Consider the following 17770-nt stretch of genomic DNA (forward strand, 5'->3'; position numbering starts at 1 on the left):
GTATTAATCCTAACACCTTAGTAAAATTTCGTCAATAACTATTTTAAATTTTCTAACAAATCAGTCACCGATTGAAATGCATAAATTCGTTTTACTTCTTTATCTTTATTCATCAACAATAAAATCGGCGTAGACATGATTTGCATATCTTTACAAAACTGAGGATAAAAGTTTAAGTCTATTTTCAATAATGGCAACTGCAATATTTCATTAGCAATGTCTAACATTCTTTCTGAAACCTTACAAGTACCACAAGTTGGTGTATAACCAAAGATTAAATGTTTGTCTTCCTCATAAAATGTAGTTACATCTTTGATGTCTAATGAATTATTCATTTACTAAAACTAACCTTTCATTATTTATATTCGGTAAGAAAGGTGTTTCTTTCTTACAAGTAAAGCCATGTTTTGAAAGTACATACGCCAAATATTGTTTGGGGCAATTCGCAACTTGGCAGTAAGTTTTATCAATAAATATATGTTCACTTTCACTCAAATAACGTTTAAACCAATTTCTAATTCGATCTCCTTCGTCATCAGAATCGGCTAATACAAAAACTTGTTTATCATATAGTGATTCTATCATATCATCAAGCTTATCTATACTCATTGTTCCATGAGTACAAATAATATTGACTGGTTCTGCAATAACCTGTTGCACCCTTTTTTTATCAGATTTTCCTTCAACAATTATCACTTTATTTACAATAGCCATCATCATCACCCTTTAAAATCAATAAACATCTGTCACTGTATCATTTCACAAAATTGGTATGAATAAAACATAAATCACAAAAAATTTAAACTAGCTTAATATAATGATTACAAAAACCCTGTTTTACTAGATGAGACATTTTACATAAGCAGACAATGATTAAACCATAAATCAACATCCTAAAATCTACAATATTATATTACCAACAGTTAACCAAAAGAAAATACACTTATAACAAACATTTTTCAATTATAGCGGGGCCCCAACATAGAAGCTGACGGTAAGTCAGCTTACAAGCAATGCAAGTTGGGGTGGTCCCCAACATAGAGAATTTCGAAAAGAAATTCTACAGACAATGCAAGTTGGGCGGGGCCCCAACACAGAAGCTGACGAAAAGTCAGCTTACAATAATGTGCAAGTTGGGGTGGGACGACGAAATAAATTTTGAGAAAATATCATTTCTGTCCCACTACCTTATCATTTCTGTCCCACTCCCTAGATTGATCTATAGATACTACACTTATTAAAGTAATATATTTTTATGATTCTCTTAGCTGCAATCCCATGAATACATGTAATCATCAAACTTCATAGCCTCAAGGTCAGTAGATTTTACTAAGATATTGGCAATACCTAAATCACCCCATATAATCGAAGAATTACCATCTCTTGTAGAATCAATTTGCAGTAAGACTCTATCATACATTTTCAGTTCTTGATTGTTCGTTCTTGGATCTATTTGGTCAAAATATGGATAACCACCAAGTTGATTAAATGGTTCCTTAGCAGTAAATGTGTTACACACAGGTTCCATTAATTCATCATATCCATCAAACATTGATTTTAGTGCGAAGGATGGATTGACTTTATTCCACAATGCAAGCACGTCCTCATCATACTTATAATCAGTACATGTAATAGTTTGTTTCGACAATCTAAATTCTATAGAAAATGCTCCACTGAACGGGATATCCTCATTATCAGCATTTAATGACTTCAAATGCGCTTGAATATTTTCGAGTGATAAATTTGAAATTGGCTCTTTTATATAAACAAGCCTTGAGTTTATATTGTTTCCCTTTAAATTTTCAGACATACCATACATTTGATCTTCTGAACTAATCCAAAACTGCAATATCCCTACATTTACAGGAAATAATTCTTGTTGTTCTGGAAGATCATTCAAATTAATCTGTGCTAACAATACCATTGGTACATTATTTTCATCTAATGGTATATCTTTAAAAGATTTTAAAAATGGCATTCCACCAATCTTACTCTGGTTTAATGTTTCTTCTTGCATCTCTTTTAGATCCATTTCAATACATGGTAGTACTGGTAAATTACCGTTTTCTACAGATTCTACGAAACGCTTATATGCTTTTTGCTCCTTTTTAGAAAGATGACTAATGTCTTGAATGTTTAGCATATTAACTCCCCCAATTTTTATTTTTAAAATAGCTAAATTCAGTATTTTCATCATTCTTGAATAATAAAATCTACCAGTGCTCCAAATAATAGTACCTAATAAATCTTCTTTCATATTATTTACTTACTCAGACTAAAAATAAACTCCTCAATCTTAGATTAAGGAGTCATACGGTGATTATTCACCAATCATTTCTGCGTATTTTTCAGCTGATAATAATGCTTCAAGCTGACTTTCATCACTAACTTCTACTTTTACCATCCATGCTTTTTCATATGGAGATTCATTTACAAATTCAGGACTATCTTCTAGTTCTTCGTTGACCTCAACTACTTTACCAGAGATTGGTGCATATAATTCTGATACAGTTTTTACTGATTCTACGCTACCAAACGTATCCCCTTCATTAATTTCATCATCAGTTTCTGGTAATTCAACAAAAACAATATCACCTAACTCGCTTTGTGCGTATTCTGTGATTCCGATTGTTGCTACATTACCTTCAACTTTAACCCATTCATGCTCTTTTGAATATTTCAATTCATTTGGTACTGCCAAGAGAATCCCCTCCTAATTAATCTTTACATCATTAATGATGCCATAAGGCTAGATGCTATTCAACTATATTTATAAAAATTAACAATTGTATAGCTTATTTCATTTTACATGTAATGAATCTAAATTTCGAGATATTTAGTAAACGTTTACATTATGCTTACGCTAACCAAGTCACTTTATATTGATCTTCTTTGAATCCTAATGTTATTTTATCACCCATGACTGCTAGAGGACGCTTTACTAACATACCATCAGATGATAACAACTCTAACTTTTCATCATCTGATAAAGTTTGTAATTTATTTTTCAAATCAAGCTCACGATATTTCGCACCGTGTGTGTTAAACAATTTATTAATTTCTACGCCTGTATTTGCAATTATTGTTTTAAATTCATTTATTGTAGGTGTATGTTGAACGATATCAATTGGTTCATAACTTACGCCATATTCATCTAAAAACTTTGCTGCCTTTTTACAAGTTGTACAATTCTTATATTGGTAAAATTTAATCATACGACTGCAACCTCCTTTATGTATTTAACATAAATATATCATTTTCCATAGCAAAAGGCTTTCATTTTGAAGCTAAAATTTTTTATTATGATATAAATTTAGCTATAATAAAAATTATTAAACTATCTAGAGGAGTTGTTATAATGCAAGCAATCAAAAGTAATGAATCATTTAAATCTGTAATTAATAGCGATACACCTGTAATTGTTAAATTCGAGGCAGGATGGTGCCCTGATTGTCGTGCGATGGATATGTGGATTGATCCAATCGTTGAACAATATAATGGTTATCAATGGTATACTGTCAATCGTGATGAATTAGAAGATGTCGTTGTTGAAAATGAAGTTATGGGTATCCCTAGCTTGCTAGTATTTAAAAACGGTGACAAAATTGCACACCTTCATTCAGCAAATGCTAAATCACCTGAACAAGTTGAATCATTTTTAGCAGAAACTTTTAAATAAATACTAAAATAAAAATGAGTTTATACTGCACAATAAAAAGCTGAGACTGTGATTGTACCGACTCTAGTAAGTTAGATTAAATCTCTAACTCGATAGATGTCCATCAATTCATGTCTCAGCTTTTATTAATGTTTCTATAATTATACATATTAATATAATGTAATTAAGTTTCTATTTTTACGTGGTGCTTTAGGCATATCTTCTTCTAAATCCGTTAAATATAAGAATCCAGCAAGAACTTCGTCTTTCTTTATACCAAGTGTTTTTCTTACTTTAGGATCATAGATATATAATGGCGATTTCCAACATGTACCTATTCCCGCTTCATAAAGTAACAACATAAGATTTTGTGCATATGCACCAAATGCAAAGTAGTTTTCATCATTTTGACGTTGTCTTGGATCTGTTTTTAAAATAAGCAATAACATGCCACCTAGTTTCGTTACTGCATCATAATGACATTGTTGCTTATCTAATTCATTAGGAAATGCAAATTTAGAAATATCCTTACTCATATCTCCTAATCTGTCTTTCGGAACATGCACAACTCTCCATGGTTCCCTCATTCCGTGATTTGGAGCATCAGCAGCTTTCTCAATTGCTTGATATAGCAATGCGTCATCTATGTGCATATCTCTTTTAAATTTTTTCACACTTCTTCTATTAGCTATTGCTTGTTGTAATTCCATCTAAAATCGCTCCTCCACGAACAATGATAATACTTCTCAATTATAAGACAGCACTTACACAAAAGCAACCTAATTCATTTTATTAGTATAAAGTCACTTGTGCTTTTAAATCAGTAACATCAATCTGTCCTGGAGCTTGTGGTTCTCCGATACAACCATAAGTCAACGCACCACCAAAAACGCCTTGAGCCGTTCTACTTATTAGTCCAAGTTTAGACATTGAAATACCAACAACTTTGCAGTCCATAGTATCTGAAAATGTAGACATTGCCTGCAATAAATTTAACACATCATTTTTATTATGTGGCATTACTGCTAATTTAACGTATTCTGGGTTGAACTTTTGCATTTTAAAAAATATAAATTGCAATTCATCTAACGGAGGCGTACTTTCGAAATTATGATGTGATATAATCACCTCTTTATTATGCTGTTGCAAATGTGTAATGATTCGTTGATGTTTTTCAATGTCAATATCTGCTTGCCATTCTATATCAATCATATCTATGCCATTGATATTTGTTAAGTCTGATATTAAATTAAGATACGAGTCATTTGTAAATTGCCCATATCCACCTTGTAACTTTGTACGATACGTAACTAATAATTTAAATGAATCTTGCATAACCTTCAGCTTTGTAATCATTTCTGCCACTTGATCAACTGTGACATTTTCAATTTGATCAATTCGTAATTCTAATACGTCTATTGCATCAATACGATGATTAATTTTTTGAATTAAAGTTTCTTCGATATGTAATTGTGGCGTGATAGTCGCTACTACTTCCACATGTGTCATAGTAAATCCCTCATTTCAGATACTCATTATTTTTATTGTAAACAACAACTTTTTATCCTTCAATCAAACAATGCTATAAATGAAAATGATTAAGGTATTTTCGAATGGGTAAAGCATAAATGTATTTTAAATTAGGAGGTTATAAGAATGGCAATACATTATGAAACTAAAGCGACGAATGTTGGCGGACGTAAAGGACATGTTTATACTGATGATCAAGCATTAGATATTGATATCGTTCCGCCTGCTCAAGCAGATGGTAAAGCTACTAACCCCGAACAATTATTTGCAGCAGGTTATGCATCTTGCTTCAACGGTGCCTTCGACCTAATTTTAAAGCAAAACAAAGTGCGTGATGCTCATCCAGAAGTAACACTAACAGTGAGACTAGAAGATGATCCAGACTCAGAAAGTCCTAAATTAAGTGTTTCAATTGATGCGACAATTAAAAATGTTATATCTCAAGAAGAAGCTGAAAAATATTTACAAATGGCTCATGAATTTTGTCCATATTCAAAAGCGACTCAAGGAAATATTAATGTCGATTTAATTGTAAATGTTGTAGATTAACATTAACTTAAAGTGATTATTCAACGTTATTAATAAAATTCACATAAAATTCAAATTTGCCAACCAAAAATTTTTGGTTGGTTATTTTTTCTAATCGTGATTGAAATTTCTGGCAATATTTAACTGAAAATGATTGTCCCTTAGTCATCATAAATGTGACCGGTTCCAATACTGGCTTGACTTCTTCGCATACCGTCTACAAATAAAAGTCCAGTGTCGACCAATAACCAATTCCATAATTCCCTGAACTTAAAAATAAATATAATTAAATTGATAATCCATTTACAAGAATGTGCATATAAATCAATGATTGCAAAATTTTAATAAACATTTTAATATGTAATTAAGAAATTTTTTTAGTACAAAATCTTTCTTAATAATGATTAAGGAGGTCAGTAATGATTGAAATTAAAACATTAACGAATAATGATTTTAATGAGTATAAGAGACTTGTTTCGACAGTCAATGAAGAATTCACTCAAGATTCACATTATAGTCAAACAATGACTGACACCTTAATACATGACATTTTAAATCAAGGTTCACCGAAATGTATTGTATTTGGCTGTTATGAAAACGAAACACTTATCGCAACAGCTGCCTTAGAACAAATTCGATACGTTGGAAAAGAACATAAATCATTAATTAAATACAACTTTGTTACTAATAACGATAAATCGATTAATAGCGAGCTCATTAATTTCATTATTAATTATGCACGGCAGAACAATTACGAATCTTTACTTACATCAATTGTGTCAAACAACATAGGTGCTAAAGTTTTCTATAGTGCACTAGGATTCGACATTCTTGGTTTTGAGAAAAATGCAATAAAAATCGGAAATACCTATTTCGATGAACATTGGCTTTTTTATGATTTGATTAATAAGTAATACAGTTTTATATATTCTACATTTCTCATAAATTCAAATCATATATCAACCTATTTTTCATACAACTACTTTACTATTGAGTAGTTGTTTTTTATTTGATATGATATCAATAAGTTTTTTCAGAATATTCTATGTTTTAGGGGTGTCAAAACTTAATGGTAACCGCAATTATTCATGGATTTATCTTAGCGATTGGTCTAATTTTACCTTTAGGTGCACAAAATGTATTTATTTTTAACCAAGGAGCTAATCAACCAAAATATAGATATGTATTGCCTGCAATAATTACAGCCGGGTTGTCAGACAGCTTACTTATTATTATTGCAGTGGTAGGAGTATCTATCATTATTATGTCTTTACCTGTACTTCAAGCAATTATTTATATAGTTGGTTTAATTTTCTTGATGTATATGGCTTGGACCATTTGGCATGATAAACCCTCAACAGATGGAGAAGCTCAAATTATATCTCCAATGAAACAAGTAAGTTTTGCTTTATCGGTTTCATTACTCAATCCACATGCTATTTTAGATACAATTGGTGTAATTGGTAGTAGTGCTGCATTATATAGTGGCAGCAATAAAATTGCGTTTACAATCGCTTGTATTAGCGTTTCATGGTTATGGTTCTTTTTACTCGCAATTTTAGGAAAAATGATTGGATCAATTGATAAAACCGGAAAATTATTAACAATAATCAATAAAATATCAAGCATAATAATTATTATTGTTGCTCTGATGATATTACAAAAACTTATTCAATTATTATTCTAAAGCGTTATATAGTAGTATTTTAAAAGCGTTATACAAAAGACATACTTGTGTCCATGTATAACGCTTTATTTATTATAAATTTGGATCAATTAACTCAACAAATTTAAATGTTCCATTGTCATATTCAAATTTCAGTATATTACAATTACCGATATTATGCTTTAATGCTTCATCTAGTTTAAGGCAATATCTTAAAAATACTCCCATTATTGTTCCATGACTCACGACTAATGCATTGTTCTTTGTTTGAGACATAATGTCATGTAAAGTTTTCACAATGCGATCTTCAACTTGTTGCCTTGCCTCTCCTTTAAAAGGAACAATTCGATCTCCGAATAAGTCCTCAGGCTTGTATAGATTATCAAATAGATAGACTGACTCACCTTCAAATAATCCAAAATGCCATTCCTTCAGTCCCTTAAAACGTTGATACGATTGGTTAGGTGCAACATTTTCAAGTGTGTCACTTGCGCGTTCTTGCGTTGATGATGCATATAAATCGAAGTTTATCCCCTTAGTTTCATAATAGCTACGTGCCTTTTGAGCTTGAGCGATTCCAAGTTCTGTTAGCGGCGAATCTCCAAATCCCTGAATTAGTCCCTTAAAATTAAACAAAGTTTGTCCGTGGCGCATTAAATATAACGTTTTAGCCAACAATAACACCTCTTCAATAAAAAGTATTGATAACTCAAAATGTATTCTCTTTTTATTAAAATGAGTACCAAATATATTAAACCATTATTTAAACTTTTTCGGTAGCGAAAACCATTGCTTTTGATGTACATTTTTTCATAAGTAATGATGATTTTAGTTTAAAAGATAATGTGACGGGGTAAAATGTAATGAAGAGTACAGAATTTTAAAGGAGTGAGTATTTATGGATAATCATAATCAATGTAATTATGTGAATCCACAAAATGTTTCACTTGACTGGGAATGTTTTATAATTAGTAAAAGTGAAATGTTGTTAGATGGTGTACCAAATGAACTTATAAACACTTGGTTAGATAAAGACATTATTACACCATTTTCGATAAGAAATGATGAAATAAACTTTAAAACAAAAGATATTTGGGATGCACTAATACATCATAATTGGTACTACTCAAATTAATTTGCCATATATAAGCTAATAGCTCTATTTGTAGTTTCAATTAATTGATGATCTGTGTAATTAGACATCACATATGCTCTAATTACTTGGTGTCTTTCTTCTAATCGAGGGAATGCTTTATCTTCACTAACGTGTTCGGCCAATATACCAAATGGTGTGTTATCATTTTGAAAATCCATGATGAAATTGTAAAACGTCATAAGACCTGCCCCCTTCATTTATTAAGCGCTATTTAAAGTGTTATTATTAATCTTATCAGAAAACTAGTATTTGTAAATGTGCAAAAGTGATTTTGCACATTTTTTTGTTATCTGATTCTAAAAATATTAACGAATTATACAACTTTAAGGGTTTTTAGTATACAAATATTCTTTTCATATTAATACTATACACCCCTATATATGCTCACTTGTTTGAATTAATAAACTTTAGCATTCTACAAATAATAATTTAAAAATAACTATACTTTTTATTTACCTATTGGAAAATAGTGTTATCATATTTATTAAGAAGCTATTTTTATACTAGTAGGTGTCAGTCATGAATAACATTTTGTTAAATGCTATCAATATAGTTATTACTACCACTTTTGTTATCTTTAATATTTTAATCACATATAATAAAGATTTAGATGATTTATGTTGGCTCCTGCCTGGTATTATCATTTGTGGTGTGATACTCATAGTATCCTTTACCATTGCAATGATAACTAAAAACTGGTTAAGTGAAATATTATTTTTTATAAATATCGTACTCGTTCTCTATTACATTTATCCTATTTTTTATAGTTTTATAGGTTAATAATTACGGTATATAAGGAGGGTTTTACATGTCTTTACATTTTGCAATTCTGTTTTGGCTAGCATTAATTTTCTTAGTTGCCGCTACGTTTATACTCGTATTAATGAAAAAAACTGGCAAAGAATCTAAAAAAGAGTCCTATTTAAGTTTCACTGTCATTCTCTATATTTTTGGATTCGCTATATTAATATACACATTTATATTTGGTGTGCTATAAATGAAATTCATTTTATATCCAGTCTGAAACGTCTCAAAGATGTTTCAGACTGTTTTTTATTCTTAATAGACATTTCACACTCTCATACTTTAATATTTAAGATATGTTTTAGTCTTACAAGCTTATTAAAGATTACAATTCTAATTTAAGACTATTTACATATATTTCTTCAACAAGGAGCTTTTAAGTGAACTATATTAAACGAACGATAATTGTACTTATATTATTCGTTGTCGTATCCCCTATAAACTCACCAAAAACAATTGCAGATAATAAGTATTCAGAAATTCAAGATGACAAATTCCAATTACAACCTGGTGATATTATTATTACAAAAGGGCCTGTCATGTGGGGATTTTTTGGTCATTGTAGTATCGCGATTGATGATAAAACGATTTTGCAAATTGAGGGGCCTGGCGACAAACCAACTACACAATCCTTCGAATCTTTTAAATATAATTATGCAAGTGGCAAAAATGATTGGATGAAAGTTTATCGTTGCAGCTATCCTGGTGCAGGTAAAAAAGCGGCTGACTGGGTTAAGAAAAACTATGAAAATACAAATCATCGTTATCTAGTTACATTAAATTTGAACAGCAAAAAATTTACGTATTGTACTAAAATTATCTATCAAGCTTATAAATTTGGTGTAAGTGAAAAATCAGTTAAAAGTTATGGACTACATATTATTTCACCCTATGCAATTAAAGATAATTTTATAGATCCATATAAACTAAGGCTTGTTAAAGCTTATTAACACCGTTTCATCAAATAGTTAAATTAGTTTGTGTTTTGCAATAAATTGGGTATAGATTACAAATGATATTTCAGGAGGCCCAATATTTTGAATGAACTAACTAAAGAACAAAAGTATACAATAGCTAAATTTTACAAATTATATATTGAACGTTCGAATAATGGAGAAACAGAAACAGTCGCTAACTTTTTTGGCGATGCTAAAGATGCACGTGAAAACTATTTTTGCGATCGTGATTATCAAGACTTCTTAACTAACTGCCAAATTTTAATTCAAAACAAATACTTAACTGGTGAAGTTTTGGACGATAACATTTACAATATTTCTATTTTAAACAAGACATTTATTGAATTTGAATAAAATTTTGGTTGAACATGAATGTCTCAACTATAAACTTTCTAACCCTATTTTAAATCAGGAGTGAAAATATACATGAGTGAATGGCATATTAATAATCAATCTACAAAACCTTTTTTAATACAACAAGCGGAAAAGCAATTGTCTATTGTTAAACCGTTGCCTAATGGTAGCTTCCAAATACTCACAGAAATAGATTTGGAGAATGGCAATGTTAGTAACATCGATCATTCTCTACTTGTTTCAGTAGACCCCAAAGCATTAGAAATAAGTATATTTGACGCTGTAAATTAAACACAATATTTTTATTTAATTATTTTAATATTTCGCCTTTTAAATGAAAACAAGATTACTGAATTATTATGAGATTTTAAAAACAATAAATATTCTCAATAATTAATCAGTCTTAATAAAAAATTAACAAAAAGTTGATTAGTTAAATTATTAATTAAGTAGTAAGATATTATGCGATGTGGTATCCTATTATTGTTAAACATTTTGAGTGTTTAACATTACTTCTTGTTATCGCCATATACAGACTTTAATTCTCGTCATTATTAAAGTTCTGTATTGGCGCTTTTTTTATATTCAAAATCAAAAGTCGGACAGATCAAAAGTAAAAAACTTTTCCATCAGTTCGATTTATTTTAGAACCATTATATGTTGTTAGATCTCCACCTAAATTTATTGGACAAAAAAATAACAGCTAGTGCTTTTACCACACCAACTGCTATCGATTTAAAGCATAAAAAAACAGCCCTATAATAAGGACTGTTTGAATAAGTTAAAATTACATTTTAACTACGTTTGCAGCTTGCTCGCCACGGTCGCCTTCAACGATGTCGAATTCAACTTTTTGGCCTTCTTCTAATGATTTGTATCCATCTTCAGCGATTGCTGAGAAGTGTACGAATACGTCGCTACCATCTTCTCTTTCGATGAAACCAAAACCTTTTTCTGCATTAAACCATTTAACTGTACCGTTATTCATATTGAATACCTCCGTCGTGCTTTTGCACTAAATATTTTGTAACAAATTCATAAATGAAAAGGAGAATATTCTATATAAATAACTCACATTTTTCTTCACGCTCTTTATTACTTAACTTTCATTATACACTTTTAAATATAGAAGTAAAGCATTATTTTATTTTCTGTGATAATACACATTGAAATATATAGTAATATTCCATTTTAATACTAAATTTAAAATTTTTATTTTCTAATATTAAATACACTTGCTTTTGATACTATTTACTTTTTTAATTCTGAATGGATAATAAATCATATCGTGATCTAAAAATTATAAAAGTGCCACTAGCAGCAGTGACACTTTTACAATGAGCATTATTGACCTGAATCAGCGTTGTCTTCGCTCCAAATATTTAATTTCTCTTTTTTTGCTTGTGCTTCACTTTTTCTTAAAAGTTGTTCATGTGTATTGTTAGGTTTATAAACATAAGCAACTTTAGCCAAGCCTTGACGAACTAAAGCTTCGTTTACCATTTTTCCATCAGCATAAATATACGCTAAGCCACGTCCATATTTATCAGTTCTTTGACCTTTGTCAAACTCGACTTCAATTTTCTTTGCATTTTCTACCATTTTTTTCGTAAATGCACTTGCTTCAGGACCATATTTCTCTACACCTTTTTTAGGATGCTTTGTTTCAGGTGTATCAACCAATAATAGTCTGAATGTCATTGTTTGACCTTTGTACATTAATTTAACCGTATCACCATCAATCGCTTTAATTAATGTCGCAGGTTCTTTATGTAATTTTTTAGTTGAAGTTGCACTGTATACTGTTGGATCTTCAGAATCACTTCTATTTACGCCGTTACCTGTTTGTGATGCATTTGCTGAGCTACTTAGACTTGAAGCTACAACTAAAGTTAACACTAAGCAACTAGTAGCGAAAAAGAAAAACCTCTTTGTGTATTGTTCTTTCGAAACATTACTGATAGCCATCCCTATAAGTAATATTGAAACAATTGCCATACATATGCCAGCACTTAATAAGTATTCTGTCATAACTAACACCTCTTTCTTTTTAGTTAATTTTAATATTAAACGTTAATTAATTATAATTCTACATTTTTACAATTAATTAATAAAAATTTAATAATTATAATAAAATAACTATACTTACTTTTATGTATTTTCTATATTTTAGGTGTCAGAACTTATATATTTAGCCTTATTTGTAAAATTAAAAAGCCTACAACATGAATCGTTGCAGACTATTATATCGAGACAAAGAGGTTTATTGGCGTCTCTATATCTATGCGGAATTTGAAAAGATTATTTATTATATTTACGGGGATAAATTGTCATTTAAAAACGAGATATATAACTTATAAATTACTTTGGATTAGGGTTTTTCAGTTTTCTCTATCTTATTATTCACTTTATCAATTTGTTTATTTAAATAATTTTGATGAGACAGACTAAGTGTACTTACCTTTGCAGTAGCTTTAGCAAAGTCTTCATATTTTTGTGTATATTTATAATCATTAATCAAGTTTTGTGCTTCTTTAACATGATCACGTCTGATAGCGCGTTTGTCACGGTCTGTGAAATGTGATGAGTCAATTTCACTATAGCCATATAACCAACCTTTTTTACTACCAGTTTGATTAGTATGTAAATCATATTCTATGTAGTTGTCATTAGATAGTGATTTTAGTGTATTTAATTGACTCTTTTCTACTATTGAAAATTTCTCCTCAGTAGTAATTTCAGTATGGGTTTGTAAAAAATTTTTATTATCCGAATCTTTTACAACAAAATTAGTTTCAACACTTTCTGTCACTAATGCGTTTGCGTGATTAGAATGCCACAATTGAGTTGCACAAATTACACCCATTGTTAGTACTAGCACTTTCCTTTTCATTTGTTTATGCTCCCTTATTTGCTTTGATTTAAAAACCGACTTTTTTACCCTGTTTTCTTCGCCATTGAAAATTATATACCAATATTTTAGAAACAATAATTAACTTGCGATAAACAAACTATTAACTATTATTTTGAGTCTTATATTTATATTAATTAATAAAATGATTATTTAAGATTGCGTTACTTTTCAACTTTCTAAGTAGAAAAAAGGTATAATTTGTTGATGGGTGTTTATTGATAAACTGCAAAAAACATAGCCTACAACCTCATAGATTGCAGACTATATTTAAAATAATAGGTATTTATCATATCTCGTAAACTTAGTGCCAAAATTTATACTCGTGGTGCTGGTAAGCTACCCTTAAATTCAGGAACGTAGTGTGTAGGGCTATAACTTGGAACAGCATATTGATAATTTACATTTTTGATGTTTAATGCTGGTTTAACAATTTTATAACCGTGTGATTTTGAAAATGAGAAATGTTTTTTTACACCTTTGACTACTTTATAAGTATAAAAGTATTTATAGTTATAAGTTTTATTTACTTTAGAATTTTGATGAACTGAAGTTGTATTGTTTTGGAAACTTGGTACATGCATGCGGTGAGAATTGTGACCATATGATGGAATAACCTTAAAACTATTTATTTGAGGTACAGCACAAAAGTGATGAATTCTAATACTAGCATGTCCTGGTGTTACAACTTTATGACCATGGTATCCAGGCACCGCAAAATGATGATTTATAATTAACGATTGAGATTGAGATGGGTGTGTATATCTAGGTGCTTCTGATGGTTTAATAGTAAAATGTTGATGGATAGAAGATGTTGCATGGTTTACATGATTATGTACATGTGTTGATTTGTATGAAGTAATAACTTTCTTGTAGTGTGTTTGCGTAGTGATGAAACGATGGTTTACTTTATTTTGAGTAATAAATCTATTAACCTCTGGGCCTTTAGAAACAATTTGCTTGTCAACTTGTTTTGAAGCTGGATTGTTTGTTGTTACATTCACTCGATTATTGATTTCTTTATACTCTGGTACAATGTTTCCTAATTTTGATTCTGGTACGGCAAAGTTTTTATCTACAATTTTACTTGCTGCTGAAGGATCTGCAATCTTATTCAATTTATCTTCAGAAGCCACAAAGTTTTTGTTGTCAGCTAAATTACTAACATTTACTTTTGGTGCACTCATAAATTCATCGTAAGCTGGAATAATTTTATTAATTCCTGATTCTGGAACTACAAAGTTTTTATCAACACTTTCTGTTGATGCATTAGCGTGATTTGAATTGATAAGTTGTGTAGCAAATAGCGTGCTCATAGTTAAAACAAATAATTTCTTTTTCATCTGTTATTTCTCCTTTATATAGACTCAAAGTTATAACCAATGTAATTTTCCTGTTATATTCACTAACAGCATTATATACCAGAGTTTTCAGTATAATAATTAACTTGAAGTAAACGTTGTCTTAACATTTTTATTGTTTTTCACCTTAAAATTAACGATTAATATAGATAGTTAAGCATAATAATTTTTTCGTAATATAAAGTGAAAAAAGTAATAGTCCACACCTGTTTAGAATGTGGACTACACTAAATGACATCATTGAAATGATGTCTTTGAATTATTTTATTGCTAGTTTAAAGTGTTGTTATTTTTGAGGCAAAGTCATTAGTTATATGTCAGCCATGAATTAATTATTTGCCATTATACACTTTATTTATTTGTTTATTAAATCGCTTTTGATGCCCTTCACTTAATGTATTTACTTTTTGTTGGGCATTCAAACGGTCTTTATAACTATGTGTATCTTTATAGTTTTCAACTAATTTTTGAGCTTCCCTAACATGCTCACGCTTAATCACACGTTTTTCACGTTCAGTTAAATGAGATGAATCGATTTGACTCAAACCAACTAAAGAACCTGTTTTTCTACCAGGTAAAGCCGACGTTTCTTCAAATTCTACAACATTATTGTGAGTATGATTTGAAGTTATTGGCGTTTGATGCGTTGTTGAGAAATTATGACTTTCACCATTTAATCCAGCCAATTGCTTCGGTGCTTTATAAACAATTTGTTCTTGAGTTTGACGTTCTACTGTAGGCATTGGAACCTGCGTAGTCGTTTCAGTATATGTAGGTAGTGTCGGTTTCTTTGTTGGCGCAGAAACAACAAGTTGCTTGTCGTTTGCGTTGTCAACACGTTGTTTATGTTCAAAATCATATTCTAATGATACAACCGGTTCTTTCTTACTTTTTTGTCTATCTAGAAATCTTGCTTTTCTTTCTTCAGCTCTTTTTTCGTAGTCAGCTTTTTGTTCTGCAGTTACTTCTTGAGATGCAGATTTGTGATTGTGAGTATTTAAACTTCTTTTACTCCTCTTGCTTCTTTTTGTTTCGTCATTTTTTGCTGCTTCAGTGTCAGATTTTAATTTATTAGCATTATTAGTATTTGTTTCTTTCTCTTCTTTAGGCGCTAATGTTGGTATAGATGTTGGCCTTTGTTGTCCAATTTCTCCAAAGAATTCATCAATAATAGTTTCTAAATCTTCTTTTTTATTATTGAACATTCTTTGATTGGTAGCCCTCTTCTTTTTTCTCTCTTCATCTTTATAACCAAGAATCATATCTAATTTGTTATATAAATCTTCTACTTCATTTTTATTCGAGTGATAAAATGTATAACCTATCATTAGTACTTGATTTTCAAGAGTGTTTAATTCCGTATCAGCTTTAGTTTGTTCCTCATTGTTATATTCTTTTAACTCTGGATTTTTATTATTAATTTCTTCGATTTCTTTTGAAAATTCTTCACGATGATTTTTTAATGAATTATAAATTGACTCATATCTTTCGTGTGTTAATCCCAGATAATTTGATGTATTAGTATTAGTATTAGTATTTCTATTTTTTATTTTTTTCTCTTCACTAAAAAATTTTTTTAATGCATCATCTTCAGCCATAAATTTTTGTTGATACTTTTTAACTGCTTCTTTGTATTCTGGTTCCTCATATTTTTCATAATCTGCAAATGATAAAGATGATATTAAAGATTCTAAATTTTCTTTATACATTGCTGGTGTAACACCTGTACTTTTACTCCCAGTCAGTTTCAACGATTCAGATACATATGGATTCTTCTCCCCAGAAACCACTGCACTCGCACGATTGCTTTCCCAAATTTGTGATACACATAATGCTCCCAATGATAAAACTAGCAATTTATTTTTCAACTGTATTTTCTCCTTAATTTTCCCTAATTAACAACCTACCTTTTACCCTATTTTTTCGCCAAGCCAAATTATATAACATCTACCTTTTTAAAATAATTAACTGTTGATGAATTAATTATTAATTATATTCAAACAATATATTTGGAAAATCCAAGTAAAAAAGCCACCTTTTAAGGTGGCTTCTTCATGAATCATATGATTAATTTAATATCATTATTACTTAATTCTTATCTTTATTTTCTTTTTCTCTTCTGAAAAGTAGTAATGAACCTAATGATGCAAGGAATCCCCAAATTAGTGACGTATTCGCTTCATCTTCAGAACCTGTATCTGGTAATGGTTCTTTACTATCTTTAGCCTCATTTTTATTAGAAGCATTAGTACCATTTTTAGGTGAATTAGGCGGAACTACATTATTGTTAGAACCTGACTCGGAGTCGCTGTCTGAGTCGGAATCACTGTCTGAGTCGGAATCACTTGATGAATCTGAGTCGTTGTCTGATCCTGTGTCACTCGTTGAATCAGAATCGGAATCACTCGCTGAGTCTGAGTCACTGTCTGAGTCGGAATCACTTGATGAATCGGAGTCACTACCTGAGTCGGAATCACTCGCTGAATCCGAATCGCTGTCTGAGTCTGAGTCATTATCTGATTCTGAATCGCTGTCTGAATCTGAATCGCTATCCGAATCTGAATCGCTGTCGGAATCTGAGTCGCTGTCTGAGTCTGAATCGCTATCTGAGTCTGAGTCACTGTTGGAATCTGAATCGCTGTCTGAGTCGGAATCGCTATCTGAATCGGAGTCACTCGCTGAATCGGAATCACTCGCTGAATCTGAATCGCTTGCTAAATCTGAATCGCTGTCTGAGTCGGAATCGCTATCGGAATCTGAGTCGCTATCTGAGTCTGAATCACTTGCTGAATCTGAATCGCTCGCTGAATCGGAATCGCTATCTGAGTCTGAGTCGCTGTCTGAGT

General features: G+C 30.5%; 25 protein-coding genes. 10 read left to right on the forward strand and 15 right to left on the reverse strand.

All coding sequences use genetic code 11. The annotated features are described in order from the left end of the window. Window positions 1-38: 38 nt before the first annotated feature. The 5 genes from HMPREF2658_RS00715 to HMPREF2658_RS00740 all read right to left on the reverse strand — a co-directional run bounded on the left by HMPREF2658_RS00715 (window position 39) and on the right by HMPREF2658_RS00740 (window position 3215). The gene (locus HMPREF2658_RS00715; protein WP_001065802.1) at window positions 39-335 is read right to left on the reverse strand and encodes a thioredoxin family protein; all 297 of its coding nucleotides are present in this window, start codon (window positions 333-335) and stop codon (window positions 39-41) included. Beyond that, window positions 328-714 (reverse strand): toprim domain-containing protein, encoded by a 387-nt coding sequence (locus HMPREF2658_RS00720; RefSeq protein WP_001018963.1) that lies wholly within the window; start codon window positions 712-714, stop codon window positions 328-330. The genes HMPREF2658_RS00715 and HMPREF2658_RS00720 overlap by 8 nt, the downstream gene beginning before the upstream one ends. A gap of 550 nt (window positions 715-1264) precedes the next feature. Beyond that, entirely contained in the window at window positions 1265-2143 is an 879-nt protein-coding gene (locus HMPREF2658_RS00725) for a YwqG family protein (protein ID WP_001796505.1), read from the reverse strand. 177 nt (window positions 2144-2320) lie between these two features. Continuing rightward, the gene (gene gcvH, locus HMPREF2658_RS00735) at window positions 2321-2701 is read right to left on the reverse strand and encodes a glycine cleavage system protein GcvH (RefSeq protein WP_000290492.1); all 381 of its coding nucleotides are present in this window, start codon (window positions 2699-2701) and stop codon (window positions 2321-2323) included. Window positions 2702-2858: 157 nt separating this feature from the next. Then, complete coding sequence (locus tag HMPREF2658_RS00740; protein ID WP_000589550.1) at window positions 2859-3215, reverse strand: arsenate reductase family protein; 357 nt, start codon at window positions 3213-3215, stop codon at window positions 2859-2861. Between the two features lie 143 nt (window positions 3216-3358). Between HMPREF2658_RS00740 and HMPREF2658_RS00745 the strand changes: the two genes are divergently transcribed. Further along, a complete protein-coding gene (locus HMPREF2658_RS00745; RefSeq protein ID WP_001147956.1) occupies window positions 3359-3679 on the forward strand; it encodes a thioredoxin family protein in 321 nt (106 codons plus the stop codon). Between the two features lie 149 nt (window positions 3680-3828). On the opposite strand, the gene HMPREF2658_RS00750 is transcribed toward HMPREF2658_RS00745, so the two are convergent. Next, complete coding sequence (locus HMPREF2658_RS00750; RefSeq protein ID WP_000422908.1) at window positions 3829-4368, reverse strand: nitroreductase family protein; 540 nt, start codon at window positions 4366-4368, stop codon at window positions 3829-3831. Window positions 4369-4450: 82 nt separating this feature from the next. Beyond that, window positions 4451-5167, reverse strand: a complete 717-nt coding sequence (aroD, locus tag HMPREF2658_RS00755) for a type I 3-dehydroquinate dehydratase (protein ID WP_000150033.1) — start codon at window positions 5165-5167, stop codon at window positions 4451-4453. A gap of 147 nt (window positions 5168-5314) precedes the next feature. On the opposite strand from aroD, the gene HMPREF2658_RS00760 reads away from it, so the two are divergent. The 3 genes from HMPREF2658_RS00760 (at window position 5315) to HMPREF2658_RS00770 (ending at window position 7403) form a co-directional block, all read left to right on the forward strand. Continuing rightward, on the forward strand, window positions 5315-5737 hold the full coding sequence (locus HMPREF2658_RS00760) for an organic hydroperoxide resistance protein (RefSeq protein ID WP_000974451.1): 423 nt from the start codon (window positions 5315-5317) through the stop codon (window positions 5735-5737). A gap of 398 nt (window positions 5738-6135) precedes the next feature. Next, complete coding sequence (locus HMPREF2658_RS00765) at window positions 6136-6630, forward strand: GNAT family N-acetyltransferase (RefSeq protein ID WP_000569884.1); 495 nt, start codon at window positions 6136-6138, stop codon at window positions 6628-6630. Window positions 6631-6785: 155 nt separating this feature from the next. Continuing rightward, window positions 6786-7403, forward strand: a complete 618-nt coding sequence (locus HMPREF2658_RS00770; protein ID WP_000255550.1) for a LysE/ArgO family amino acid transporter — start codon at window positions 6786-6788, stop codon at window positions 7401-7403. A 72-nt stretch (window positions 7404-7475) separates the two neighbouring features. Here the strand turns inward: HMPREF2658_RS00770 and HMPREF2658_RS00775 are convergent, their stop codons facing one another. After that, complete coding sequence (locus HMPREF2658_RS00775; RefSeq protein ID WP_001140696.1) at window positions 7476-8057, reverse strand: histidine phosphatase family protein; 582 nt, start codon at window positions 8055-8057, stop codon at window positions 7476-7478. A gap of 223 nt (window positions 8058-8280) precedes the next feature. Here HMPREF2658_RS00775 and HMPREF2658_RS00780 point away from each other — a divergent pair, with 223 nt between their 5' ends. Next, window positions 8281-8517, forward strand: coding sequence for a hypothetical protein (locus HMPREF2658_RS00780; RefSeq protein WP_000368687.1), 237 nt, complete (start codon window positions 8281-8283; stop codon window positions 8515-8517). On the opposite strand, the gene HMPREF2658_RS00785 is transcribed toward HMPREF2658_RS00780, so the two are convergent. After that, a complete protein-coding gene (locus HMPREF2658_RS00785) occupies window positions 8514-8717 on the reverse strand; it encodes a sterile alpha motif-like domain-containing protein (protein WP_000145160.1) in 204 nt (67 codons plus the stop codon). The genes HMPREF2658_RS00780 and HMPREF2658_RS00785 overlap by 4 nt on opposite strands. A gap of 340 nt (window positions 8718-9057) precedes the next feature. Here HMPREF2658_RS00785 and tsaA point away from each other — a divergent pair, with 340 nt between their 5' ends. The 5 genes from tsaA to HMPREF2658_RS00810 all read left to right on the forward strand — a co-directional run bounded on the left by tsaA (window position 9058) and on the right by HMPREF2658_RS00810 (window position 10943). Continuing rightward, window positions 9058-9318, forward strand: coding sequence for a type II toxin-antitoxin system antitoxin TsaA (gene tsaA, locus HMPREF2658_RS00790; protein WP_001059690.1), 261 nt, complete (start codon window positions 9058-9060; stop codon window positions 9316-9318). Window positions 9319-9346: 28 nt separating this feature from the next. After that, window positions 9347-9535: a type II toxin-antitoxin system toxin TsaT gene (tsaT, locus tag HMPREF2658_RS00795; protein ID WP_000052076.1), complete on the forward strand. Its 189-nt coding sequence runs from the start codon at window positions 9347-9349 to the stop codon at window positions 9533-9535. A gap of 187 nt (window positions 9536-9722) precedes the next feature. Further along, a complete protein-coding gene (lnsA, locus tag HMPREF2658_RS00800) occupies window positions 9723-10292 on the forward strand; it encodes a lipoprotein N-acylation protein LnsA (protein ID WP_001106662.1) in 570 nt (189 codons plus the stop codon). Window positions 10293-10379: 87 nt separating this feature from the next. Then, window positions 10380-10652: a hypothetical protein gene (locus HMPREF2658_RS00805; RefSeq protein WP_001004400.1), complete on the forward strand. Its 273-nt coding sequence runs from the start codon at window positions 10380-10382 to the stop codon at window positions 10650-10652. 72 nt (window positions 10653-10724) lie between these two features. Continuing rightward, a complete protein-coding gene (locus HMPREF2658_RS00810) occupies window positions 10725-10943 on the forward strand; it encodes a hypothetical protein (RefSeq protein WP_000005884.1) in 219 nt (72 codons plus the stop codon). A gap of 496 nt (window positions 10944-11439) precedes the next feature. On the opposite strand, the gene HMPREF2658_RS00815 is transcribed toward HMPREF2658_RS00810, so the two are convergent. The 6 genes from HMPREF2658_RS00815 to HMPREF2658_RS00840 all read right to left on the reverse strand — a co-directional run. Next, window positions 11440-11640, reverse strand: a complete 201-nt coding sequence (locus HMPREF2658_RS00815) for a cold-shock protein (protein WP_001059082.1) — start codon at window positions 11638-11640, stop codon at window positions 11440-11442. A 356-nt stretch (window positions 11641-11996) separates the two neighbouring features. Further along, on the reverse strand, window positions 11997-12683 hold the full coding sequence (locus tag HMPREF2658_RS00820) for a thermonuclease family protein (protein WP_001622483.1): 687 nt from the start codon (window positions 12681-12683) through the stop codon (window positions 11997-11999). A 340-nt stretch (window positions 12684-13023) separates the two neighbouring features. Continuing rightward, window positions 13024-13545: a hypothetical protein gene (locus tag HMPREF2658_RS00825; protein ID WP_000824479.1), complete on the reverse strand. Its 522-nt coding sequence runs from the start codon at window positions 13543-13545 to the stop codon at window positions 13024-13026. A gap of 335 nt (window positions 13546-13880) precedes the next feature. Next, window positions 13881-14906: an extracellular matrix protein-binding adhesin Emp gene (gene emp, locus HMPREF2658_RS00830; RefSeq protein WP_000727726.1), complete on the reverse strand. Its 1026-nt coding sequence runs from the start codon at window positions 14904-14906 to the stop codon at window positions 13881-13883. A gap of 350 nt (window positions 14907-15256) precedes the next feature. Then, window positions 15257-16792, reverse strand: a complete 1536-nt coding sequence (vwb, locus tag HMPREF2658_RS00835) for a von Willebrand factor binding protein Vwb (protein ID WP_054194539.1) — start codon at window positions 16790-16792, stop codon at window positions 15257-15259. Between the two features lie 220 nt (window positions 16793-17012). After that, the coding region (locus HMPREF2658_RS00840) for an LPXTG cell wall anchor domain-containing protein (protein WP_141758271.1) at window positions 17013-17770 on the reverse strand (758 nt) is incomplete at its 5' end.

Source organism: Staphylococcus sp. HMSC062H10 (assembly GCF_001836945.1).
GTDB classification, from domain to species: domain Bacteria; phylum Bacillota; class Bacilli; order Staphylococcales; family Staphylococcaceae; genus Staphylococcus; species Staphylococcus aureus.

What these genes read in the sequence shown, in the direction of transcription:
- HMPREF2658_RS00715 (WP_001065802.1), bottom strand. Translation starts at nt 335, where the DNA reads ATGAATAATTCATTAGACATCAAAGATGTAACTACATTTTATGAGGAA.
- HMPREF2658_RS00720 (WP_001018963.1), bottom strand. Translation starts at nt 714, where the DNA reads ATGGCTATTGTAAATAAAGTGATAATTGTTGAAGGAAAATCTGATAAA.
- HMPREF2658_RS00725 (WP_001796505.1), bottom strand. Translation starts at nt 2,143, where the DNA reads ATGCTAAACATTCAAGACATTAGTCATCTTTCTAAAAAGGAGCAAAAA.
- HMPREF2658_RS00740 (WP_000589550.1), bottom strand. Translation starts at nt 3,215, where the DNA reads ATGATTAAATTTTACCAATATAAGAATTGTACAACTTGTAAAAAGGCA.
- HMPREF2658_RS00745 (WP_001147956.1), top strand. Translation starts at nt 3,359, where the DNA reads ATGCAAGCAATCAAAAGTAATGAATCATTTAAATCTGTAATTAATAGC.
- HMPREF2658_RS00750 (WP_000422908.1), bottom strand. Translation starts at nt 4,368, where the DNA reads ATGGAATTACAACAAGCAATAGCTAATAGAAGAAGTGTGAAAAAATTT.
- aroD (WP_000150033.1), bottom strand. Translation starts at nt 5,167, where the DNA reads ATGACACATGTGGAAGTAGTAGCGACTATCACGCCACAATTACATATC.
- HMPREF2658_RS00760 (WP_000974451.1), top strand. Translation starts at nt 5,315, where the DNA reads ATGGCAATACATTATGAAACTAAAGCGACGAATGTTGGCGGACGTAAA.
- HMPREF2658_RS00765 (WP_000569884.1), top strand. Translation starts at nt 6,136, where the DNA reads ATGATTGAAATTAAAACATTAACGAATAATGATTTTAATGAGTATAAG.
- HMPREF2658_RS00770 (WP_000255550.1), top strand. Translation starts at nt 6,786, where the DNA reads ATGGTAACCGCAATTATTCATGGATTTATCTTAGCGATTGGTCTAATT.
- HMPREF2658_RS00780 (WP_000368687.1), top strand. Translation starts at nt 8,281, where the DNA reads ATGGATAATCATAATCAATGTAATTATGTGAATCCACAAAATGTTTCA.
- HMPREF2658_RS00785 (WP_000145160.1), bottom strand. Translation starts at nt 8,717, where the DNA reads ATGACGTTTTACAATTTCATCATGGATTTTCAAAATGATAACACACCA.
- tsaA (WP_001059690.1), top strand. Translation starts at nt 9,058, where the DNA reads ATGAATAACATTTTGTTAAATGCTATCAATATAGTTATTACTACCACT.
- tsaT (WP_000052076.1), top strand. Translation starts at nt 9,347, where the DNA reads ATGTCTTTACATTTTGCAATTCTGTTTTGGCTAGCATTAATTTTCTTA.
- HMPREF2658_RS00810 (WP_000005884.1), top strand. Translation starts at nt 10,725, where the DNA reads ATGAGTGAATGGCATATTAATAATCAATCTACAAAACCTTTTTTAATA.
- HMPREF2658_RS00815 (WP_001059082.1), bottom strand. Translation starts at nt 11,640, where the DNA reads ATGAATAACGGTACAGTTAAATGGTTTAATGCAGAAAAAGGTTTTGGT.
- HMPREF2658_RS00820 (WP_001622483.1), bottom strand. Translation starts at nt 12,683, where the DNA reads ATGACAGAATACTTATTAAGTGCTGGCATATGTATGGCAATTGTTTCA.
- HMPREF2658_RS00825 (WP_000824479.1), bottom strand. Translation starts at nt 13,545, where the DNA reads ATGAAAAGGAAAGTGCTAGTACTAACAATGGGTGTAATTTGTGCAACT.
- emp (WP_000727726.1), bottom strand. Translation starts at nt 14,906, where the DNA reads ATGAAAAAGAAATTATTTGTTTTAACTATGAGCACGCTATTTGCTACA.